This is a genomic window from Streptomyces sp. NPDC048516, assembly GCF_043199875.1.
Taxonomy (GTDB): Bacteria; Actinomycetota; Actinomycetes; order Streptomycetales; family Streptomycetaceae; genus Streptomyces.
In genome coordinates, this window is the sequence record NZ_JBICWS010000006.1 from 250,284 (window position 1) to 267,698 (window position 17,415).

18 protein-coding genes, 1 tRNA gene and 1 other RNA gene are annotated in these 17,415 nt (G+C 69.6%); 5 read left to right on the forward strand and 15 right to left on the reverse strand.

What is annotated here, in order from left to right; genetic code table 11:
- Positions 1 to 41 precede the first annotated feature (41 nt).
- Positions 42 to 140, reverse strand: an RNA gene (gene ffs, locus ACGFR7_RS14820) — signal recognition particle sRNA small type.
- Between the two features lie 140 nt (positions 141 to 280).
- Here ffs and ACGFR7_RS14825 point away from each other — a divergent pair.
- Positions 281 to 368: transfer RNA gene (locus tag ACGFR7_RS14825), tRNA-Ser, on the forward strand.
- Positions 369 to 448: 80 nt separating this feature from the next.
- Here ACGFR7_RS14825 and ACGFR7_RS14830 read toward each other — a convergent pair.
- The 13 genes from ACGFR7_RS14830 to ACGFR7_RS14890 form a co-directional block, all read right to left on the reverse strand.
- Positions 449 to 1,708 carry a tyrosine-type recombinase/integrase gene (locus tag ACGFR7_RS14830; protein ID WP_393318100.1) on the reverse strand — a complete coding sequence of 420 codons (1,260 nt, stop codon included), beginning with the start codon at positions 1,706 to 1,708 and terminating at the stop codon, positions 449 to 451.
- 8 nt (positions 1,709 to 1,716) lie between these two features.
- Complete coding sequence (locus tag ACGFR7_RS14835) at positions 1,717 to 1,959, reverse strand: helix-turn-helix domain-containing protein (protein ID WP_393318103.1); 243 nt, start codon at positions 1,957 to 1,959, stop codon at positions 1,717 to 1,719.
- Positions 1,960 to 2,435: 476 nt separating this feature from the next.
- Positions 2,436 to 3,911 (reverse strand): ATP-binding protein, encoded by a 1,476-nt coding sequence (locus tag ACGFR7_RS14840; RefSeq protein WP_393318106.1) that lies wholly within the window; start codon positions 3,909 to 3,911, stop codon positions 2,436 to 2,438.
- 3 nt (positions 3,912 to 3,914) lie between these two features.
- Positions 3,915 to 4,763, reverse strand: coding sequence for a DNA primase (locus ACGFR7_RS14845; RefSeq protein WP_393318109.1), 849 nt, complete (start codon positions 4,761 to 4,763; stop codon positions 3,915 to 3,917).
- Positions 4,764 to 4,853: 90 nt separating this feature from the next.
- Positions 4,854 to 5,318: a hypothetical protein gene (locus tag ACGFR7_RS14850; RefSeq protein ID WP_393318112.1), complete on the reverse strand. Its 465-nt coding sequence runs from the start codon at positions 5,316 to 5,318 to the stop codon at positions 4,854 to 4,856.
- Positions 5,319 to 5,521: 203 nt separating this feature from the next.
- Positions 5,522 to 7,639 (reverse strand): FtsK/SpoIIIE domain-containing protein, encoded by a 2,118-nt coding sequence (locus ACGFR7_RS14855; RefSeq protein WP_393318115.1) that lies wholly within the window; start codon positions 7,637 to 7,639, stop codon positions 5,522 to 5,524.
- 106 nt (positions 7,640 to 7,745) lie between these two features.
- Positions 7,746 to 8,063, reverse strand: a complete 318-nt coding sequence (locus ACGFR7_RS14860) for a hypothetical protein (protein ID WP_393318118.1) — start codon at positions 8,061 to 8,063, stop codon at positions 7,746 to 7,748.
- Positions 8,056 to 8,433 (reverse strand): RRQRL motif-containing zinc-binding protein, encoded by a 378-nt coding sequence (locus ACGFR7_RS14865; RefSeq protein WP_393318121.1) that lies wholly within the window; start codon positions 8,431 to 8,433, stop codon positions 8,056 to 8,058. Before ACGFR7_RS14865 ends, ACGFR7_RS14860 begins: the two co-directional genes overlap by 8 nt.
- On the reverse strand, positions 8,433 to 9,443 hold the full coding sequence (locus ACGFR7_RS14870; protein WP_393318124.1) for a DUF2637 domain-containing protein: 1,011 nt from the start codon (positions 9,441 to 9,443) through the stop codon (positions 8,433 to 8,435). Before ACGFR7_RS14870 ends, ACGFR7_RS14865 begins: the two co-directional genes overlap by 1 nt.
- The gene (locus ACGFR7_RS14875) at positions 9,440 to 9,979 is read right to left on the reverse strand and encodes a hypothetical protein (protein WP_393318127.1); all 540 of its coding nucleotides are present in this window, start codon (positions 9,977 to 9,979) and stop codon (positions 9,440 to 9,442) included. Before ACGFR7_RS14875 ends, ACGFR7_RS14870 begins: the two co-directional genes overlap by 4 nt.
- A complete protein-coding gene (locus ACGFR7_RS14880; protein ID WP_393318130.1) occupies positions 9,976 to 10,299 on the reverse strand; it encodes a hypothetical protein in 324 nt (107 codons plus the stop codon). The genes ACGFR7_RS14875 and ACGFR7_RS14880 overlap by 4 nt, the downstream gene beginning before the upstream one ends.
- The gene (locus ACGFR7_RS14885; protein WP_393318133.1) at positions 10,296 to 10,742 is read right to left on the reverse strand and encodes a Pycsar system effector family protein; all 447 of its coding nucleotides are present in this window, start codon (positions 10,740 to 10,742) and stop codon (positions 10,296 to 10,298) included. Before ACGFR7_RS14885 ends, ACGFR7_RS14880 begins: the two co-directional genes overlap by 4 nt.
- Positions 10,739 to 11,008 (reverse strand): DUF6284 family protein, encoded by a 270-nt coding sequence (locus ACGFR7_RS14890; RefSeq protein ID WP_393318136.1) that lies wholly within the window; start codon positions 11,006 to 11,008, stop codon positions 10,739 to 10,741. Before ACGFR7_RS14890 ends, ACGFR7_RS14885 begins: the two co-directional genes overlap by 4 nt.
- A 436-nt stretch (positions 11,009 to 11,444) precedes the next feature.
- On the opposite strand from ACGFR7_RS14890, the gene ACGFR7_RS14895 reads away from it, so the two are divergent.
- The 4 genes from ACGFR7_RS14895 to ACGFR7_RS14910 all read left to right on the forward strand — a co-directional run bounded on the left by ACGFR7_RS14895 (position 11,445) and on the right by ACGFR7_RS14910 (position 15,413).
- Positions 11,445 to 12,311 (forward strand): GntR family transcriptional regulator, encoded by an 867-nt coding sequence (locus ACGFR7_RS14895; protein WP_393318139.1) that lies wholly within the window; start codon positions 11,445 to 11,447, stop codon positions 12,309 to 12,311.
- Entirely contained in the window at positions 12,301 to 13,002 is a 702-nt protein-coding gene (locus ACGFR7_RS14900) for an HAD family hydrolase (protein ID WP_393318142.1), read from the forward strand. The genes ACGFR7_RS14895 and ACGFR7_RS14900 overlap by 11 nt, the downstream gene beginning before the upstream one ends.
- A gap of 734 nt (positions 13,003 to 13,736) precedes the next feature.
- Positions 13,737 to 14,714, forward strand: a complete 978-nt coding sequence (locus ACGFR7_RS14905) for a helix-turn-helix domain-containing protein (RefSeq protein WP_393318145.1) — start codon at positions 13,737 to 13,739, stop codon at positions 14,712 to 14,714.
- Between the two features lie 180 nt (positions 14,715 to 14,894).
- On the forward strand, positions 14,895 to 15,413 hold the full coding sequence (locus ACGFR7_RS14910) for a hypothetical protein (RefSeq protein WP_393318148.1): 519 nt from the start codon (positions 14,895 to 14,897) through the stop codon (positions 15,411 to 15,413).
- Positions 15,414 to 15,732: 319 nt separating this feature from the next.
- Here the strand turns inward: ACGFR7_RS14910 and ACGFR7_RS14915 are convergent, their stop codons facing one another.
- Positions 15,733 to 17,388: an APC family permease gene (locus tag ACGFR7_RS14915; RefSeq protein ID WP_393318151.1), complete on the reverse strand. Its 1,656-nt coding sequence runs from the start codon at positions 17,386 to 17,388 to the stop codon at positions 15,733 to 15,735.
- Positions 17,389 to 17,415: the final 27 nt, after the last annotated feature.

Below are 17,415 nucleotides of genomic sequence, written 5' to 3' on the forward strand. Positions count from 1 at the left end.
ACGACGATATCGGGCCGCACTGACAACCGAGGGGCCCCGTAAACGCAAGCGCCCCCCACGCACCCGCCAGAGCCGACCTACCCTTGCTGCCTTCCGGCCCTGGGGGAGTTCAGTCAGATAGCGCCACGTGAGGGGCTGCGCACCACAGTAGCGGATCCCCCGCCCGGGAAACGAACCCGCACCCCACCCCGCGCCCGCTCCGCCCCCTCACCCACCTCTCGCGCCCCCTCCTCAGGATCATGGTCGCGAGCACTCCTCAACGTCTTGTATTGTTTGCGGCGGAGGATTCGCCTAGTGGCCTAGGGCGCACGCTTGGAAAGCGTGTTGGGGGCAACCCCTCACGAGTTCGAATCTCGTATCCTCCGCCAGTGCTCTCACCGGGCACAACGTTGAAGGGCCCCACCGCTTGCGGTGGGGCCCTTCGCGGTTCGTAGTCTCATCTACAGTCTCAACGCGCTTCGGCGGAGCCCTCCGGACCGTCGTCGTCGGCGGCCTTCGCCACCTCCCAGATGAGACCGCCGACCCGCTGCGCCACGTCGGCCAGGATTCCTCCGGTCACGTGCTGGTAGCGAGCCGCCATCGCCGTGGAGGACCAGCCCATGATCTGCATCACTACGCGCTCCGGGACGCCGAGAATGAGCAACACCGTTGCGGCGGTGTGCCGAGCATCGTGCAACCGGCCGTCGCGCACCTTCGCGTCCGTGAGCAACTGCTTCCATACGTCGTAGTCGGTGCTGGGCATCAAGGGCTGTCCGGTGGGCGAGGTGAAGACGAAGCCCGTCTCATGCCACTCCTGAGCGGCCCGCACTCGCTCGCGCTCTTGCTCCTGCCGGTGCAGCTCCAGAAGCCGAGCCAGTTCGTCGGGTACCCCGATCACCCGGCGGCCGGCACGCGACTTCGTGTTCGCCGTGTCCTCGTTCTTCCTGACCCGCTGCTTGCAGTAGCCGGGCTTCCGTCCGCACTCGCCTCCACAGCCGTGGAGGTACTTCGGGCGAAGCCGGTTCTTCCGCACCCGCAAGATGCCCGCATTCAGATCCACGTCCGACCAGTGCAGGCCCAGGGCCTCCCCTTGCCTCAGCCCCAGGGCGAGAGCGATGGACCAGCGGGCGCTGTTCCGGAGCTTGGCCGCTTCGGCGAGGAGTCGCTGAACCTCCTCGATGTCGTACGGCTCGACCTCTTCGTCCTCGATCCGGGGCGGGACAGCGAGCATGGCGACGTTGCGGGTGACGTGGCCGCGCCGCATGGCGTGGTTGAGCGCCGTGCGGATTGTGCGGTGAGCCTGGTGCGCGGTGGCGGGCTTGCTGCCGTTGGCCAGCATCTTCGTGTAGAAGCGCTCCAGGTGCTCCGGCTCCAGCTTGTCCAGCCGGTGCGCACCGACGCCGGGGACCAGGTGCACCCTGACGGCCACCTCGTATCCGGCGTACGTGTTCTCTCGCACCGACGGTTTCGCGATCTCCTCCACCCAGTGGAGGAGCCACGCCTTCACAGTCCACGGTCGCCCCGGCTTCCGGACCTTCCCCGCATCGCGCTGCTTCTCCAGCTCACGGACCTTCCTGATCACTTCCGCTTCGCTGACCTTGCTCATGACGTGGCGACGATCGGGCCGGCCGTCGTCCCGGACGCCGACGGTGACCCGCCCGTGCCAATAGCCGTCCTTGCCGAAGTAGATGGACGATGCCCCATCAGGGCGTTTAGCTCGCTTTCCCATGATTCTCCTTATGCGGCTGCGGACTTGGGGCGGGAATGCATGTGGGCGTCGAGATAGGCGCTGATGGCCTTGACGGGAACGCGGCGGAGGCGACCAATGGGCACGGTCTCCACTGCTCCGTCGCGAATGAGGGCGTACATCGTGGTGCGCCCGACGCAGAGGCGGCGGGCCGCCTCCTCGACCGTGAGCGCGAGGAGTGTCGGGTCGAACTCGGTTTCGGCGTCCGACACGAACGCTGCGGTGGTCGTCACGGATCAACCTCCTGGGCGGAGTCCGGGGATGACGGCGGAATCTCAGGTGTCGTGGTCTGTGCTGTCCGAGGAGCGGATTTCTGCGTCATCGCGTCACGCACGTCATTTATGGCTCTGAACTGCGGCTATGCGGTGACGCGGGCAGCTCGGGGCGTGTCACGGCGCGGGGCGAAGTTCTGTCACCCGTGACGCGGGTGACGCGGGATGACGCAGGTTTTGCCGTCTGCGTCACCGCTGTCACCGCTGGTCAGGGACCGCGTTCGGGTGGCTGGTGACGTGGGTGACGCAGGATCTCTTCTCTTAGGAAAAAGAGGGGTGGTGTCTGTGGTGGTGCGGCGCGGCTCAGGACGTGAAGAAGGAGCCGCTTCGCGGCACGTCTTGTGCAGCGGCGGCAAGCCGCCGGAAAGCAAGAGGAGCACCGGGCGGGCGCGGGGTGCTCCTCTTGCTTGTTCAGTGTGGCGCCGTGACGGTGGCGGTCAGAACGCCGCTTCCTGCTGGTGTGGGGACAGCGTCGCGGGGCGGGTCATCTCGATGTAGCGGGCGGCGCTGGTGCGGCCCCAGTCGATGAGGACGCCACGTGCGGCGAGGGTCGGCTGTAGCCGCTTGAGGCGGTCGGAGAGGACCTTGCCGGTGGTGGGCCAGCCCTTGGGCAGGGGACGGCACTCCTCGCCGCTGTAGAGGCTTGTGAGGCAGTGCAGCCACTCCGAGGACGTCATACGGACTTCCGTACCCGCGTCGAGGCCAGCCGCGTGGTTCAGAACCGTCTGCGCCAGCAGGTCACCTTCGATGACGTCGTCGTTGAGGTCATCGAGGCTGGCCCGGTACGCGGCCAGCGAGCCGAAGCCGGTAGCCGTGTCGAGCTGCGCGCACAGGTGGGCGAAGTCTGCCATCCGCAGGTCGGTGGGAGTGTCAGCCTGAGCGGCACGCACCTTGACCGTCAGGTCCAGCAGGGAACCGAGCACGATCGGCAGGATCTCCGCGTACTCCGTCCACAGCTCTGCCTCGGTTCGCCGCACCCGGGGCCGCACGAGACGGAGCGGCAGGAGGCGTTCGGCGAGGTCGGGCCGGATGACGCCGACATCGATGCCGGTCAGGAGCATCGGGCGCCGGTAACGGGAGCGGACGACGTCGCCGTCGGTGAAAAGAGCGCGCTTGATGCTCTCAGCGCCGGTCACGATGCAGCACATGAGGTCGGACAGGTCCGGAGGCAGGTGGGAGAGGTTGTCCAGGGCGGTGACCCATCCGGCGGCGACGGCCGTGATCATGTTCTCTTCGTCCTTGGGAGCCCGGCGCAGGTCGCCGCTCATGCCCTCGATGATCCGCACCAGCATCCGGCCGCCGGTGGACTTGCCCGCGCCTTGGGGGCCGGTGAGGAAGGGGGCGGGGACGGGGACGGACGGCTCCAGGCAGCCGATCAGCCAGGCGATGGCCAGGCACTCGGTTTCGGCGTTGGCGAAGTTGCACAGGCGGAGCAGTTGGTCGATGCCCTTGCCGTTGGTGTCCTTTTCGGGCAGGGGGAGTTCGCCGGTGAGCTGGGTGCGTCGCCAGCAGACTTCCTGCGGGTCGGGGGTGCGAATGTCCCAGCCGGTGGGGTGGATGCGGACGGACTTGCCGTCGTCGCGGCCCAGGTCGAGCCAGGTCGCACCGTCGAACCCGGGTGCCACGCGGATGTGGGTGGGCTGTACGTCCTCGGTCAGCGCGAGTGCTTCGATCAAGTCCAACGCCTCCTTGAGTGCCGTGCCGTTGAACACGCCGACCCCGTCCCTGAACAGGCCGACCATGAGTTCCTGACGGTGGCTTCCAGTCGTGCCCTGGGAGCGGATCGGGCGGGCCACAGGGTGGCCGTTCTTCTGCGCGTACACGGTGCCGTCGATGGTGCGGAAGTACCGGAAGTGCGCCTGTGCGTAGTCGGTGATGATCTGGCGGGCCGGCGTCTTCTCGTCCTCGGACACGGCTCACATCCCCAGTGCGGTGCGGGCGTTGGTCCACGCGTCGGTGCAGTGCCGGGGCGATTCGCCCTTGGCCTGCGCGGCGGTGAACAGCCGCGTGACGTGGGCATCGGTGAGGCAGCCGCACCTGCCGTGCGTGGACAGCACGGCCAGGAACGTCCGATACACGGTCGTGTGGACCGCACTACGCGCCTCGGTGATGCGTTGCTCTGCCATGGTGATGCCACGGTCCAGGTAGGCGGGCGTGCGGTGGCGGCACTCCCCGCCCCCGGCGAGCGCGGGCACGGTGGCGACTGGCCGTGCAGACCGGACCGTGGAGGGCTTCTTCACGGCCAGCGCACGCACGGCGTCCGGCAGGGCGGTCATGGTGCCGGTTCCGGGACCGAGCCACCGCGCGTAGGACATGAGCGACTTGATGTCGACGCCGGGCCGCACACCGTTCGCGGACTGCATCGCACCCCGGTAGATCCAGTGCTCGCCCCGCGTCGTCGGCACGGTCCGCGTGGCGGGCAGTGCCTCGCGAGCCCATGCGACGGCTGCCGCGTCGTCCAGGTCGACCACAGTCAGCCCCGCCCCGCCGGGGTGGTAAGCGACGGCCGTCGCCTCACGCCACGCGGATGCCCATGTCGGCGAGGTGAGGACCCGGGGGTCAGTGCTGGCTGCGGCCCAGGCGTGACACGGCCGGGGGCACTGGCAGGGGCCGGCGGCTTTCATGTTCGGCCGGTCCCCGCACGCGCTCTTCGTGCAGGCTCGGCAGTTTCCGAACGGTAGCTTGCCTTCCCGCAGGGGCAAGACCGGCACGTTGACGGCGGCCAAGGCGAGGGCTACTCGCCGGATGTCGGTGGGTTGGGTCATGCTGGGAGACCTCCAACAGGTCTGTTGAGGACGGTTGGACAAGGGCGGCCCCGCGACTTTGGCGAGACGAGGGGGCCGCCCTTGGCGTAGCTAGCCGTGGAAGTGGTTGCGCTTGATCACGGCCTTGCGGATGTTCACGGTGGTGCCACCCTGGTGGCCGCTCGCGCTGAAGACCTGCACGGCGATCCATCCGCCGAAAATCACGGCTGCCAGGACGATGAGCTGGGTGATGAACGCGGTGAGCGCGGCGATGAACGAGGTGAACAGGAGCAGCCCGCCGCACACCGCGAGGAACCCGACGCCCCCGAGAGCGACGTTCACGGCCGTACGGGACACAGCCGGCGGGACTGCCACCGGCTCAGGCTGCGCCGGGTCGACGGCATAGCCGGTGACGACACGGCCGTCGGGCAGGACGATGCTCGCCACCGCCGGAACGCTGCCGGGCTGCACCGACACGACCGGCGCCGGAGCGGCGACGGCGGGCGGGTACGGGGTGGGCTGGTGAACTTCCACGGCCCGCTGCACGGGTGGGTGGTGGGTGTGGTCGGGGTACATGCGGAATCCCTTCCGGTGCATGGTCAGGGAGGCAGTGGCACCCCCTTCGGGGTGCCGTGTGGAGGGGTGTTTGGGGGTCTGACCTGCGTGCCTCCCTGCCTCCCTGAACGATCATTTATGCAGGTCAGGGCCAGGGAGGCGGGTCAGGGAGGCGTTCAGGGAGTTCTCCCTGCCTCCCTGACCCCTCGGGGTTCGGATCCCTGTCATCCGTCGGCGGAAGCGGAACCGTTCGTGTCGCGGTCGGCGAGGGCGCGGGTGACCCGGTCGCGGGCGACGACCATCACTCCGTCGGACTTGTACGGCTCCGCGCCGGCGTCGTCCAGGACGCTCTTGAGGTCGATGAACGACCAGCCGCCGTAGGCGTCCGCGTTCCGCGTCGCGAGCCGCGCCAGCACGTCCTTCGTGCGCACGCGGGTCGCGTCGCCGACGACTGCGGCGATGTCGGCGAGCGGGTCGTGCTCTTCTTCCCGCTCGATGGCGTGCAGAGTGGTGACGCCGTCGCGCAGGGCCTTGGCCCGGTCGGTGATGGCTTCGGCGGCGTCGTCGTCGATGTAGTGCGTGCGCACGGTGATGGACGACTGTCCGGCCGGGATCGTGATGCCGTCGGAGGCGACGACCAGGGTGCCCCGGTCCAGGCCCGGACGCAGCAGGTTCGGCGCCGCGCCGCCGTCAACGGCCTTGTCTCCCAGGGCCATGCGGGCCTGGGATTCGGTGCCCAGGGCAAGGGAGGCGCGGGTGTGGGCGCCCTCGCGGACCAGCTTGGGCAGGTTCTCGTTGGTCGGGTCCTGGGTGCCCTGCCACATCAGGACGTTCACGGCCCGACCCTGGTTGTGGATCTTGCGGACAGCCATGAAGTACCGGGAGTTGGCCTTGGACCCGCCGTAGGGGCGCTTGTCGGCGTCCTTGGCGGGGCACATGAACGCCACCTGTGCTTCGTCGACCAGCACGATCAGCGGCGGGAACACGGTGCCGGGCGGCGCCTGGATGCGGCGGTTCATCTCGTCCACCGCGCCCTCGACCATCTCGGTCACCTGGATCACGTGCTCATCCGTCGGGCCCTGGATCAGGGTCGTGGCGAGCCCGTCGAACATGGCCCAGTCGCCCACGCCCTTGAGGTCGCCCATGAGGAACTGCACCGACTTGTCCAGGGCGAGCCACAGGGCCAGGGAGCGAAGGGCAACGGTCTTGCCCTGGTTCGACAGACCCGTGATGAGCAGGTGGCGCTGGTAGAGGCTCAGCGCGGCAGCGTCCCCGCGGAGGTCCTGACCCCAGGGGGCGCGGCCCTTGGCGTAGTCGGCGGTCATCGTGTCGTCGGTGACCAGCGGCGACGGGCCGATCGGCTCGTCCAGCGCCCCCGAGTCGGCCACCCACAGCCGGACCGTGCGGGCGGCCTGGGGGATGGTGATGAACACTTCGTGCTCGTGCCGGGTCAGGTTCTCGGCGAGCTTGCGGCGCTTGCCCTGCACCTCGTTGGTCGACACCCCGGAGGGAAGGGTCACGTCGACTTCCACGCCGCATCCGGCGATCCGGATCGGCCCCAGCATGGACGCGCCGGCGTCGCCCATCTCCTTGATGGCGCGCGCCAGGGCAGGGACGCCGAGGTCGCGCAGGGCCTTGACCACGATGGACGGGGTGATCGGCTCACCCTCATCCGACCGGACGTTGGCGGGCAGTGCCCAGGCCGGGGCGGCGTGCTGCTTACGGCCCACCGACCACAGGGCTAGCAAGGCCAGGAACGGCCCGATCGCCAGCGCCGGACCCCACACGACCTGAACGATCCGGATCAGCAGCGCGATGAAGTCGATGGTCGCCGACAGGGGCGTGATCACGTCGCCGACGTGCCCCGTGTTGAGGGCCATGACGACGCCGAGGGCGACCAGGACACCGATGCTCATGCCGGCGCCGACGGCTACGCCCTTGGCGGCCTCTGCCGGGGAGTGGAGAAGGTCCATGCGGCGGTGGTGCCGGGCGGCGCGGAAGCGCTGCAGCCGCTCCTCCCACTCCTCGGCCGCTTCCAGGTTCCCCGCGGCCTCAGCGGCACGGATCATCCGCTCGTACCGGGACCCGGTGCGGCCGTCCCAGGCGCGGCGGGCCACGATCCGGCCGCCGTTGAGGGTGTAGAGGCTGTGCCGGGCCGCCGCGCGGACCGTCGCCCGGGTCGTCTCGTGCGTGGCGGCGCTCTTCACGGCGCGGCCGGAGCGCACCCACAGCGGCACGGGCGCCGCCGGGGCCGGGTCGGGCACGACGGTCAGCACCATCGGGGCCGTGTCGTCGGTCGGAGGGTCGGTGGGCTTGTGGAGGTGAACGACGTTCTCAGACATGCTGAACGTGCTCCTGACTGCCCCAGCAGGGGCGGGAGTGAAGGAGAGGGTCGGGGTGGCCGTGTCCGTGGAAAGAGGCGGCCACCCCGGCACCGAAAGGGGCTGGTCAGAACCAGCCGGACGACTTCCTCTTGGCCTTGTCGCGGGCAGCCTCGGTGATGAGCCGCTGACGCTCGCCGTGCAGCGCGGTCAACTCCGCGCTCAGCCGCATCTCGGCAGCGCTGCCCGTGGCGTCGACCTGCTCCTCCGCACGGCCCGTGCTGCGGCCCCGGGCGGCCCGGTAGGATCCGCCGGCCAGGGCGCGGGCCATGGCCCGGCGCTCACGGCCGTTCAGCGGCCACGACTCGCCCCGGCGGACCGCTTCCAGCTTCTTCGTGGTCGCCTGGATCTCGCGGTCCAGGCGGCGCAGGTCGGAGTTACCCATGCGAGGTGTTCCCTTCAGACCCATCTGGGTCGGGGTAGGCGCAGGGCACGCAGGTGCCCAGCGAGGTGGGGATGACGTAGCCCGCATCCCGGCGACAGCCGGGGCAGACGCGGCGGGCCCGGTTCGCAGCGGCCAGCGCCGCCCAACGGCCCGGCGTCATCGGCCGTACCGGCTTGGCCAGGTCGACGCGGTAGAGGTAGGCGACCAGCGGCCCCCGGCGGCGGCGTGGCCCTTCGAGCGTCGCGGCCACGCACTGACCCCCGGGCCGCAAACCGCGTGCGCGCAGTTGGCGGCGGGTGGCCAGGCCCTCCGGGGCCAGGCGCCAGGGGTAGGTGGGCAGGCCGCAGGGTTCGCGGCTGGGCCTGCCCATCACGAGGTGGCGATGGCGAGGTCAGCGCGGCCGGCGTCGTCCGGCTGGCGCTGCTCGGCGTAGCGGGTGGAGACCCAGCCGACCGACCAGCCGCACAGTTCGGAGGCGGCACGCACCGGCAGGCCTGCGGCGAACGCCGCGGCGATCAGGGTGCGGGCTTCGTCCTCGGGCAGCTTCTCCTGGGCCGGGCCGCGGGCCAGGAGCGCGGAGCGTTCACGCTCGGCCTGCTCCTCGCGCTCGCGCTGTTCACGCTCACGGGCCTCGGCCCGCTCGCGACGCTCACGCGCTGCCTCTTCGGCGGCTTGGCGTTCACGCTGTTCACGCTCGCGGTGCTGCTGTTCACGCTCGCGTTCACGGCGTTCACGAGCCTCCCGCTCCGCCCGCTCCCGGGCGGCGGCCTGCTCACGCTCTTCTCGCCGCTGGCGCTCTTCGCGGTCGGCCTGTTCACGGGTGAGCTGGGCTTCATGCTCACGCTGTTCACGCGCCAGGGAGGCAGCGTGCTCGCGCTCCTCGGCCCGCTCCCGGCGGGCGGCTTCCTCACGCTCGCGCACGGCGTTTTCCCGGCGCTCGCGCTCGGCCTGCCGCTTGTCCTCCAGGGCGGTCACGGCGTGGGTGATGGCGCGGCGGTAGGCGAGTCCGGTCTCTGCCGTGACGATCAGCAGCAGCGGCGCCACCGCGTGAACGGCTACGCCCACCAGGTCTTTGTTCAGGGCGGAGTCAGCGATGTTCAGGGCCAGGGTCATGGCGCCGGTCATCCACCGCAGGGCGATGGGCCACCGGCCTCCGTGCCCGCCCAGGCGGGCCAGCACCGAGTCCAGACGGACCACGATGACGACCGCGGCGTCGACAACGAGCGGCAGGATCGGTGCTGTCCAGGCCCACGCCTTGGGGGTGTGGGCGGACATGAGCGGGGTCACGGTCAGGATCGAGAAGAGCATTGACCCGCCCACGATCAGCCACGTGCCAGCGGACAACGCCTTCTCCGCTGAACGCACTTGAACACCGTTCACGCCGCACCCCCCAACGGCTCCACCGCGGGGGCGGTCACGCTGCGGAAGTGGTCGCGGGCGGCGTCGTAGATGAACGACATGCACACCCACCGCAGCTCCGCGGCGGGGCGTTCACCGACCGGGACCCAGCCGCTCAACGGTGCCCCCAGGGTGGCCGCATAGGCGTAGGCGGCCGACCGGTCGGGGTGGATGCTGTGGGGCTTGCCGTAGTAGAGCAGCAGTGCCATGGACGCATCCGCCGGGGCCGGTGCGCTCAGTGCCTCGGTCCGGGCGGCCTGCTCGGCTGCCCGGTCGTGTGCCTCGGCGAGCTGGGCCTTGATGTTGTCCAGGGCCGCCTGGAGGTCCAGCGCATCCGCCCGGGCCACCTCGGCCTCACGACGTGCGGTCTTCAGTTGCGCGGTCAGGCGCTGAGCGGAGCGGGTGTGACCAGCGAACGCACGATCCGCGGTCTCCTGCACCTCCCGCGTACGGGCGCGGGCCTGATCGATGTCCTGCTGCAGCCCGGCGAGCTGGGCACGGGTGACGATGCGGATCACAGCGACTCACCGTCCTCATGCGCGGGGTTCGCGCTGTAGGCGATCAGGCTCAGGCGGGTGCCGGCGTAGTCGGTGGCCGCGCGCAGAACCCGCGTCTGCCCCTCGCTCTGCTCGGCGTATGTCACCGATTCGGGGAGGATGCCGACCGCCGCGCGCCACGCCTCGAACGTGCCGAAGCCGTCGTGGCTCACCAGCTCAAGCTGGTCGGGGAAGAGCGTGGAGACATCCACGTTCATGGCGGGCAGGTCGGGGAAGTCCGTGGCCAGCAGCCGCAGCAAGCGCAGCGGCGCAGCGAGGTCGCTCATTGTCTGGTTGTTCATGCCGCACCTCCAGCCGTGAGCAGAGCGGCGAGGATGAGCAGGGCGCCGCCGATCATGGTGAGGTCCACCGCGCGGCGCAGGCACGTGAACTTCGCGACCGCCAGCCGGGACAGTCCCGCGATGTCGGCGGCCAGGTCCGAGGCGACGGCGCTGGTGATCTCGTCGGCGGTGAGGGTGGCCCACAGCGGGAAGCCGTGCCGGCCGCCAAGGTTCGGGCGCACCGACCGCAGCAGCAGACCAGCCGCACCGAGCAGCAGCGCCAGACCGAGACCGCCGGTGACGATGGCGGGCACGTTCAGCGGCAAGTCACGGGCGACCGTCCACGATCCGGCGAGCACCGCGCCGACGAACGCCAGCAGCAACGCCGTCTTGGTGTCCGTCCGCGCGATCTCCGCCTTCACCTCAGCGTGCGCAGCGGTCAGGTTCCGGTCGGTGGCGCTCACGCGGCACCCCCGGGCAGGGTCGTGTCAGCCGCACGGTTGACCAGCGCGACCCGCGCGGCCAGCGCGCGGCGGCGGGCCCGGCGGATGCGGCGGTCGTCCAGCTCGGTCGGCGTGCGGTCGAGGGTGACGATGTGCGCGTCCAGCAGCTCGACGTCCGCGAGGATCACGGGCATCTCCTGCTCGACCGCGTCCAGCTCAGCGTTCGTCGGCTCCATGAAGTCGGCGAACGCGGTAACAGCGTCCTGAACAGTGACGATGTGGTTCATGGGTCGTGCTCCTCTCACAGTGGAACGGCCCAAACAGCGGCCCCGGGATTGCGCCCCGGGGCCGCGCGCCGTTCATGGGCGTGTGGGCGCCTTAGACGGCGGGATGAGGTAGTGCGTGTGCTGTCTCCTTCGGGAACACGGGCTCCCGTTTCAGGCGTATGGAGACGTGACCTTTCGGTCTGAGCCCTCCGGTTGACCAGGGATCCGGGCCCCTCGGCCCGCTCTGTCCCGGGCCCCTTGGCCCCGCCGAAGCGGAGCCCATTGCTGTGCAGGTTTCGCATTTGTGCAGGCCAAAGAAGGCCCATCCACGCCATTCAGCCTGACCAACTTGGCTAGCCTGGTGGGCGCAAGAACAACGTAGCCAGCTTGGCTAGTCACGTCAACACCTGGCTATCCTGGCTGTCCTGATCAAGGGGGAAGGACGTAGCATCGGGGCATGACCTTCACGCCCGAACCCCTGGATCCGGACGACGACCGGCCGCCGTATGAGCAGGTGGCGAGCAGTCTTGGCGCCGCCATTCGGACGAAGAAGCTAGGCCCCGGCGACAAGCTCCCGTCGCACAAAACGCTGACCGAGCTGTACGGATTCGCCCGCGCCACGATCCAGCGAGCCCTCCGAGATCTGGAAGATGAGGGTCTCGTCGTGTCCCGCAAGGGCAGCGGCGTGTACGTCCGCAACCGCACGGAACGGCCGGCCGGTCTCCGTCCGTACGTCGAGCAGGCATTCGCCAGCACGGACGTCTCGATCGACTTCGCTGGGTTCTCCAGCGAGACCCTGCACAGCGCGCTTCAGGAGCCCATCGACAAGATCCGCGTCGGTCGGCTGACGCCGTCGAGCATCAGCATCCGCATCCTGGTGCCGGACATGGCGATCCCGCACGCCGCGCCCGTGCGCCGCGAAGACGGGGCGGACGACCCACGCCTACGCCGTCGCATGCACGACATGATGGTCAGCTTCACCCGCAGCATCGCCAACTCGATCCACGAGCTAAGCGTCCTGGGACTGGTGCCGGAGACCAAGGTGAGCGTGCGCGTCCACAGCGGAACGCAGTTCTTCAAGCTGTACGTGGTCAATCAGGAAGATGCGTTCTTCGGGTACTACCCCATCCGGCCCAACAAGGTGGTCGCGGAGGGGGAGGTCGTAGAGATCTACGACCTGGTGGGGGCAGACGCCACGCTCTTCCACTACTCCGTGAACGAGGGTGAGGCATCGAGCGGGGCGCAGCAGGTCGAGCAGGCGCGCATGTGGTTCGACAGCGTGTGGAGCACCATCGGAAGGGACCTCGACCCTGATGGGAAATAGCAAGCTCTCCGAGGTCGTCGGAGCCACCAGCGGAGTCCTGTTCGACTTTGACGGGCCGATCTGCGATGTATTCGCGGGTCGGCCCGCCCCTGGTGTCGCGCGGGAACTCACGGAGATCGTGGCCCAGCACGACGCGGCTCTTGGCGGCAAGGCGGCCGGCGTCGACGACCCGATGGAGATCCTGCGCCTTGCCACGCAGGGCGGCGAGCCGGTCATCCGGGCAATCGAAGAATCACTGACCAAAGCCGAAGTGTCGGCCGTCAAGGTCGCGGGTCCGCCCGTCCCTGGCTCGGTCGCCGCCCTCGAAGCGGCGCACTCGTCCGGACGAAAGGTCGCCGTCGTCAGCAACAATTCGACGGCATGTGTACGGGCGTTCCTGATGCTGCACGGCCTGCGCCACCTGGTGCACGAAGTCATTGGACGCGCCGCCTATCACCCCGACCTGATGAAGCCCGACCCCCACTCGCTGGTGCTCGCCGCCGCACGACTTCGCATCTACCCCCATCACTGCACCCTCATCGGGGACTCGGTGACAGACGTCGAAGCTGCTCGTACCGCTGGAGCGATGTCCATCGGCTTCGCCAACAAGCCCCACAAGGGCCTTACGCTGGCTGAGGCAGGCGCCGATGCAGTGGTCACCGACATGACCACTGTGGCCGATGCTCTGGCATCAATCCCCCCTCTGGCTTGACGACGGCCTGATCACCCCAGCCGCGTAGTCTCAACCGCAGTCTCATCCGTGCCCGTTCGGGGGCGTTCAGAACCGGGTCAGCGACAGTTCGAACCCAGCCCCTGAACGCCCCCGAACAGCCACGGACCCACTCGCGCAGAGTTGGAAAGCGTGTTGGGGGCAACCCCTCACGAGTTCGAATCTCGTATCCTCCGCCAGTGCTCTCACCGGGCACAACGTTGAAGGGCCCCACCACTTGCGGTGGGGCCCTTCGCGGTTCTCCGGCTCCACTCTCCGACTCAGCTCTCCTCGCGGTCGGACTCGGTCGGCGCCCGAGGCGCGTCTGGGTCTGCCGCGCGGTCTTGCCGCGTACCAGCCCCGTGCCGAGCCTGTGCCGAGCGCGCATCCGCGCCGTCCTCCCGGGCTCCACCCCGTGATCGCGTCGAACCCGCCCTTCCGCTCCGGCCCGGCCGCACCCCGCGCCACCCCGCCGCTCCCGATCCGGGAACTCCTGATGCTGCCGGAGGATCGTGATCAGCGGACCGGGCAGACCGATGATGCGCCGGCCCGCGCGCGACGTGGGCGTCCGCTCCACCGGCCGGCGCGCACGCGACGTGGGCGTCCGCACCACCGGCCGGCGCGGCGCGGAACCGGGGTGTCCGGCAGCCGCGGGCACGGAACCAGGGCGTCCAGCACACCGTGTACAACCTGACGGGAGCCCTTTGAGCCGCGCCCTCTGAAACGGGGAAAGACTGTTGTTGGAAGAGATGGTGTTCCGGACCGATGCTCTGCCCGCGGCGGACCGGTTCGACTACTGGGTCGAGCTACTGGGCCGCACCCACGCCCCCATGGACCTGCGCAGCGACTACACCGACGATTTCCGCGCTTCCCAACGCGTGCTGGACCTCGGTGGTGTCACGGTGTGGTCTGCCACCTACCAGCCCCTGGCCTTCCGGCGCACACCGAAGTTGATCCGGCAATCCGACCCGGAGGCCTACCATCTTTCCCTCGTCGTACAGGGGACCGGGACAGGCGAGTGGAGCAACCGGGAGACCGCGTACAAGCCGCACGACCTGTTCGTCACCTCCACCTCACTGCCGAACGACATCCGCAGCAGCACCGGGGGCCCGGTCACGATCCTTGCGCTGGAGACTCCCAAGGCCCTGCTGCCGCTGCCTCGCAGCGTGGCTCCACGGCTGGTCGGGGCGCCGGTGTCGGGCCAGGAGGGCATGGGCGCCCTCCTGGCACGGTTTCTCACCCAGCTGACCGCGGACACGAGCGCGTACCAGCCCTCCGACGGGCCCCGGCTGGGCACGGTCCTGAACGATCTGGTCGCCGCGCTCTTCGCCCACCTGCTCGAAGCCGGCGACTGCCTCCCTCCGGAAACCCACCGACGAACCCTCATCTTGCGTATCCAGGCGTTCATCCGGGAGCACCTGCACGACCCGAGTCTCACCCCGGCCACCATCGCCGCCGCCCACCACATCTCCACCAGCTACCTGCACCGCCTCTTCCGGGACGAGGACGCCACAGTCGCCGCCTGGATCCGCCGCCTTCGCCTGAAGGCGGCCCGCCGCGACCTCACCGACCCAGCGCTCCACGCCCTCCCCGTCCACGCCATCGCCACCCGCTGGGGATTCCCCCGCGCAACCGACTTCAGCCGCGCCTACCGCGCCGCCTATGGCACCACGCCCAAGGATCACCGGCAGCAGGCCCTCAACGGCCGCAAGTGAACTCATTGCCAACACGGTTGTGCACTCCGAGCCAACGACTCACCAGCCGCGCACCGACATCATGGAGGCGTTAGTTCGATCAGTGCCTGTGCACGGGCCGGGGGCCTGTCGCCAAGGGGACGTGTCCCGAAACGACCAACCAGGTAGTGATCCGCAATCGCAATATCCACAGGGGGATCAATGCGCACTCTCACATCAGCCGGAGCACTCGTCGCCGCCGGCGGCCTCGCCCTCGGCCTGATGGCCGCACCGGCCTTCGCAACGCCCGCCGCCTCAGCGTCCACCGCCTCTGCCTCCCCGGCCACGGTGCGGCTCGCCGGCGGGGGCTGGCACATCAAGAACGCGAAGAACGTCGCCGACTCCGGCGTGCCGAAGCCGGGCCGGTCGGTCGTCTGCAACTGGGTCATGTCGGGCGGCGGCAAGAAGACCCACGGCGAAGTGTGTTTCGATCCGGACGGCGACACGTTCTACGTCAAGGACTCGCTGGCCGACGGAATGAGCATCTCGATGCGCGCCCTGTACCGCGGCAACACGCAAACCGTCTTCGAGTGCAGGGATTACCTCGGCGGCGCCAAGGGCTGGACGGCTTGCGACTTCTCCAGGGAGATGAGGGAAGGCCGGGGTATCAACTTCATCGCCATGGCCTGGAAGGGCAACACCCCTAAGTACAAGAGCAGCACCGCAGACGCGGAGAACTGAACGACCGAGCGGGGCAGGACCTGTTGGTGACTTCCTTTGTCACCAACAGGTCCGTTGGGCAGGTCCGGTAGGCGGTGGCGTCCGACTCGGTCACCTACTGCCGCTCCCTTGCGGCCCAGTGCCATGGCTCCTCCTCCACCGGAACCGTCCGCGCCCAGCGCCACCCGGCGCGGACCGTCCTCGCCAGCGCCATTCGGCACCGGTCCCCACGAGGGGAGGGACCGGTGACGGATGGCGCAGCGCTGTTTCTGCGGTCGAGGCTGCGCGAGGGGCGAGGGGCGAGGGGCGTGGAAGCCCAGGGGCCCAGCGGCCCAGGGGATCAGCTCGATGAGGCGGCGGGGGGTGGCACCGACTCGCCCTCTTCCTCGTGCTGGACGGCGGCGTCCACCGCCTCGGGGGGCATGGCCATGCGTACGGCGGTGTAGAAGATGGCGAGGCTGAAGACGATCACGAGGACCAGGTCCCACCAGGCGGGGAGGGCGCGGGTGCCGCCGTAGCGGCCGAAGTGGCCGATGAGGACCATGCCGCCGAGCCAGGGCCACACCCAGGCGGCCGACTTTGCGCGCAGCCCGCTGCGTTCGGCGGCCGGGATGCCGCGGCGGGTGAGCGCCAGGACGACGAAGCCGAGCAGGGCGGCGATACCGAGCTTCCAGTCCGCCTCGTAGCCGGACCAGTAGAAGATCAAGTTGGCGAAGACGAAGCCGGCGGGGGCCAGTACGGGTCCGGCCGGGAGCCGGTAGGGGCGGTTCCGACCGCCGTCCTGGACGCGGAGGGCGTACAGCGCCACCGGGGCGAAGGCGTACATGATCGCCGCTGCCGAAGTGACCACGCTGACCAGCGCCTGCCAGCTGGGAAACGGCAGGAACGCGATCTCGCCGACCACGAAGGCGAGAAGGATCGAGACGACGGGCACCCGGCTGCGGCCGACCTGGGTGAGGGGTCGGGGCAGGACCCGCTCGCGTCCCATGGCGTACGAGAGACGCGCGGCACCGGCCATGTAGACCAGGCCGGTGCCCGCCGGGGAGATGACGGCGTCGACGTAGAGGATGGTCGCCAGCCAGCCGGCCCCGACGACGGTGGCGAGCGTGGCGTAGGGGCCGAAGTTGCCCTTGCCCACGGGGTTGTCCCAGCTGTGGCTGACGGCGTCGGGGTTCAGGGCGGCGATGAAGGCGATCTGCAGCAGGAGGTAGAGCGCGGTACCGACCGCCATGGCCACGATCACCGCCCGCGAGACATCGCGCTGCGGGTCGCGCGCCTCACCGGCCAGCTGGATGGCCTGCTCGAAGCCCAGCAGCGCGAACACCACGCCGGCGGGCAGGGCGGCGAAGACCCCGTGCGCGCCGTGCGGTGCGAAGCCGCCGCCCGCGGTGAAGTTCGAGCCGTGGAAGGACAGGGTCATCAAGACCACCACGGTCAGCAGCGGTACGGCCGTCTTCACCACCGCGGTGACCGAGTTGATCCCGGACAGCAGGCGTACGCCGAGGACGTTGATGAGCGTGAAGATCAGCATGAAGACGCTGGCGATCAGCAGGCCGGCCGCGGTGAGGGTGCCGTTGGGGTGCAGGACGTGGATGCGGTCGTGCACCCAGCCGATGCGGTCCATGTACGAGAGCGTGGCCTCGACCTCGATCGGTGAGATCAGGACCGAGCGCAGCCAGGACATCCAGCCCGCGGTGAAGCCGACCAGGGGGCCGAAGGCGAAGAAGGGGAACCGGGCGGTGCCGCCCGCGATCGGGTAGGTGGCGCCCAGCTCCGCATGGGCCAGCGCGAGCACGGCCAGCATCGTGGACGCGAGGACCCAGGAGATCAGCGAGGCCGGTCCGGCGATGACGGCGGTGGTCAGGGCGCCGAGCAGCCAGCCGGAGCCGATGATCGATCCCAGGGAGATGAACATCAGCCCCCAGAACCCGACCGCCCGGTGGAGGTGGCGGGTTCCGGTGGCGCTGTCACTCCCCGCTGCGGATGGCCTGGTCACGCGCGCTCCTGGTTCACGGGACCATCT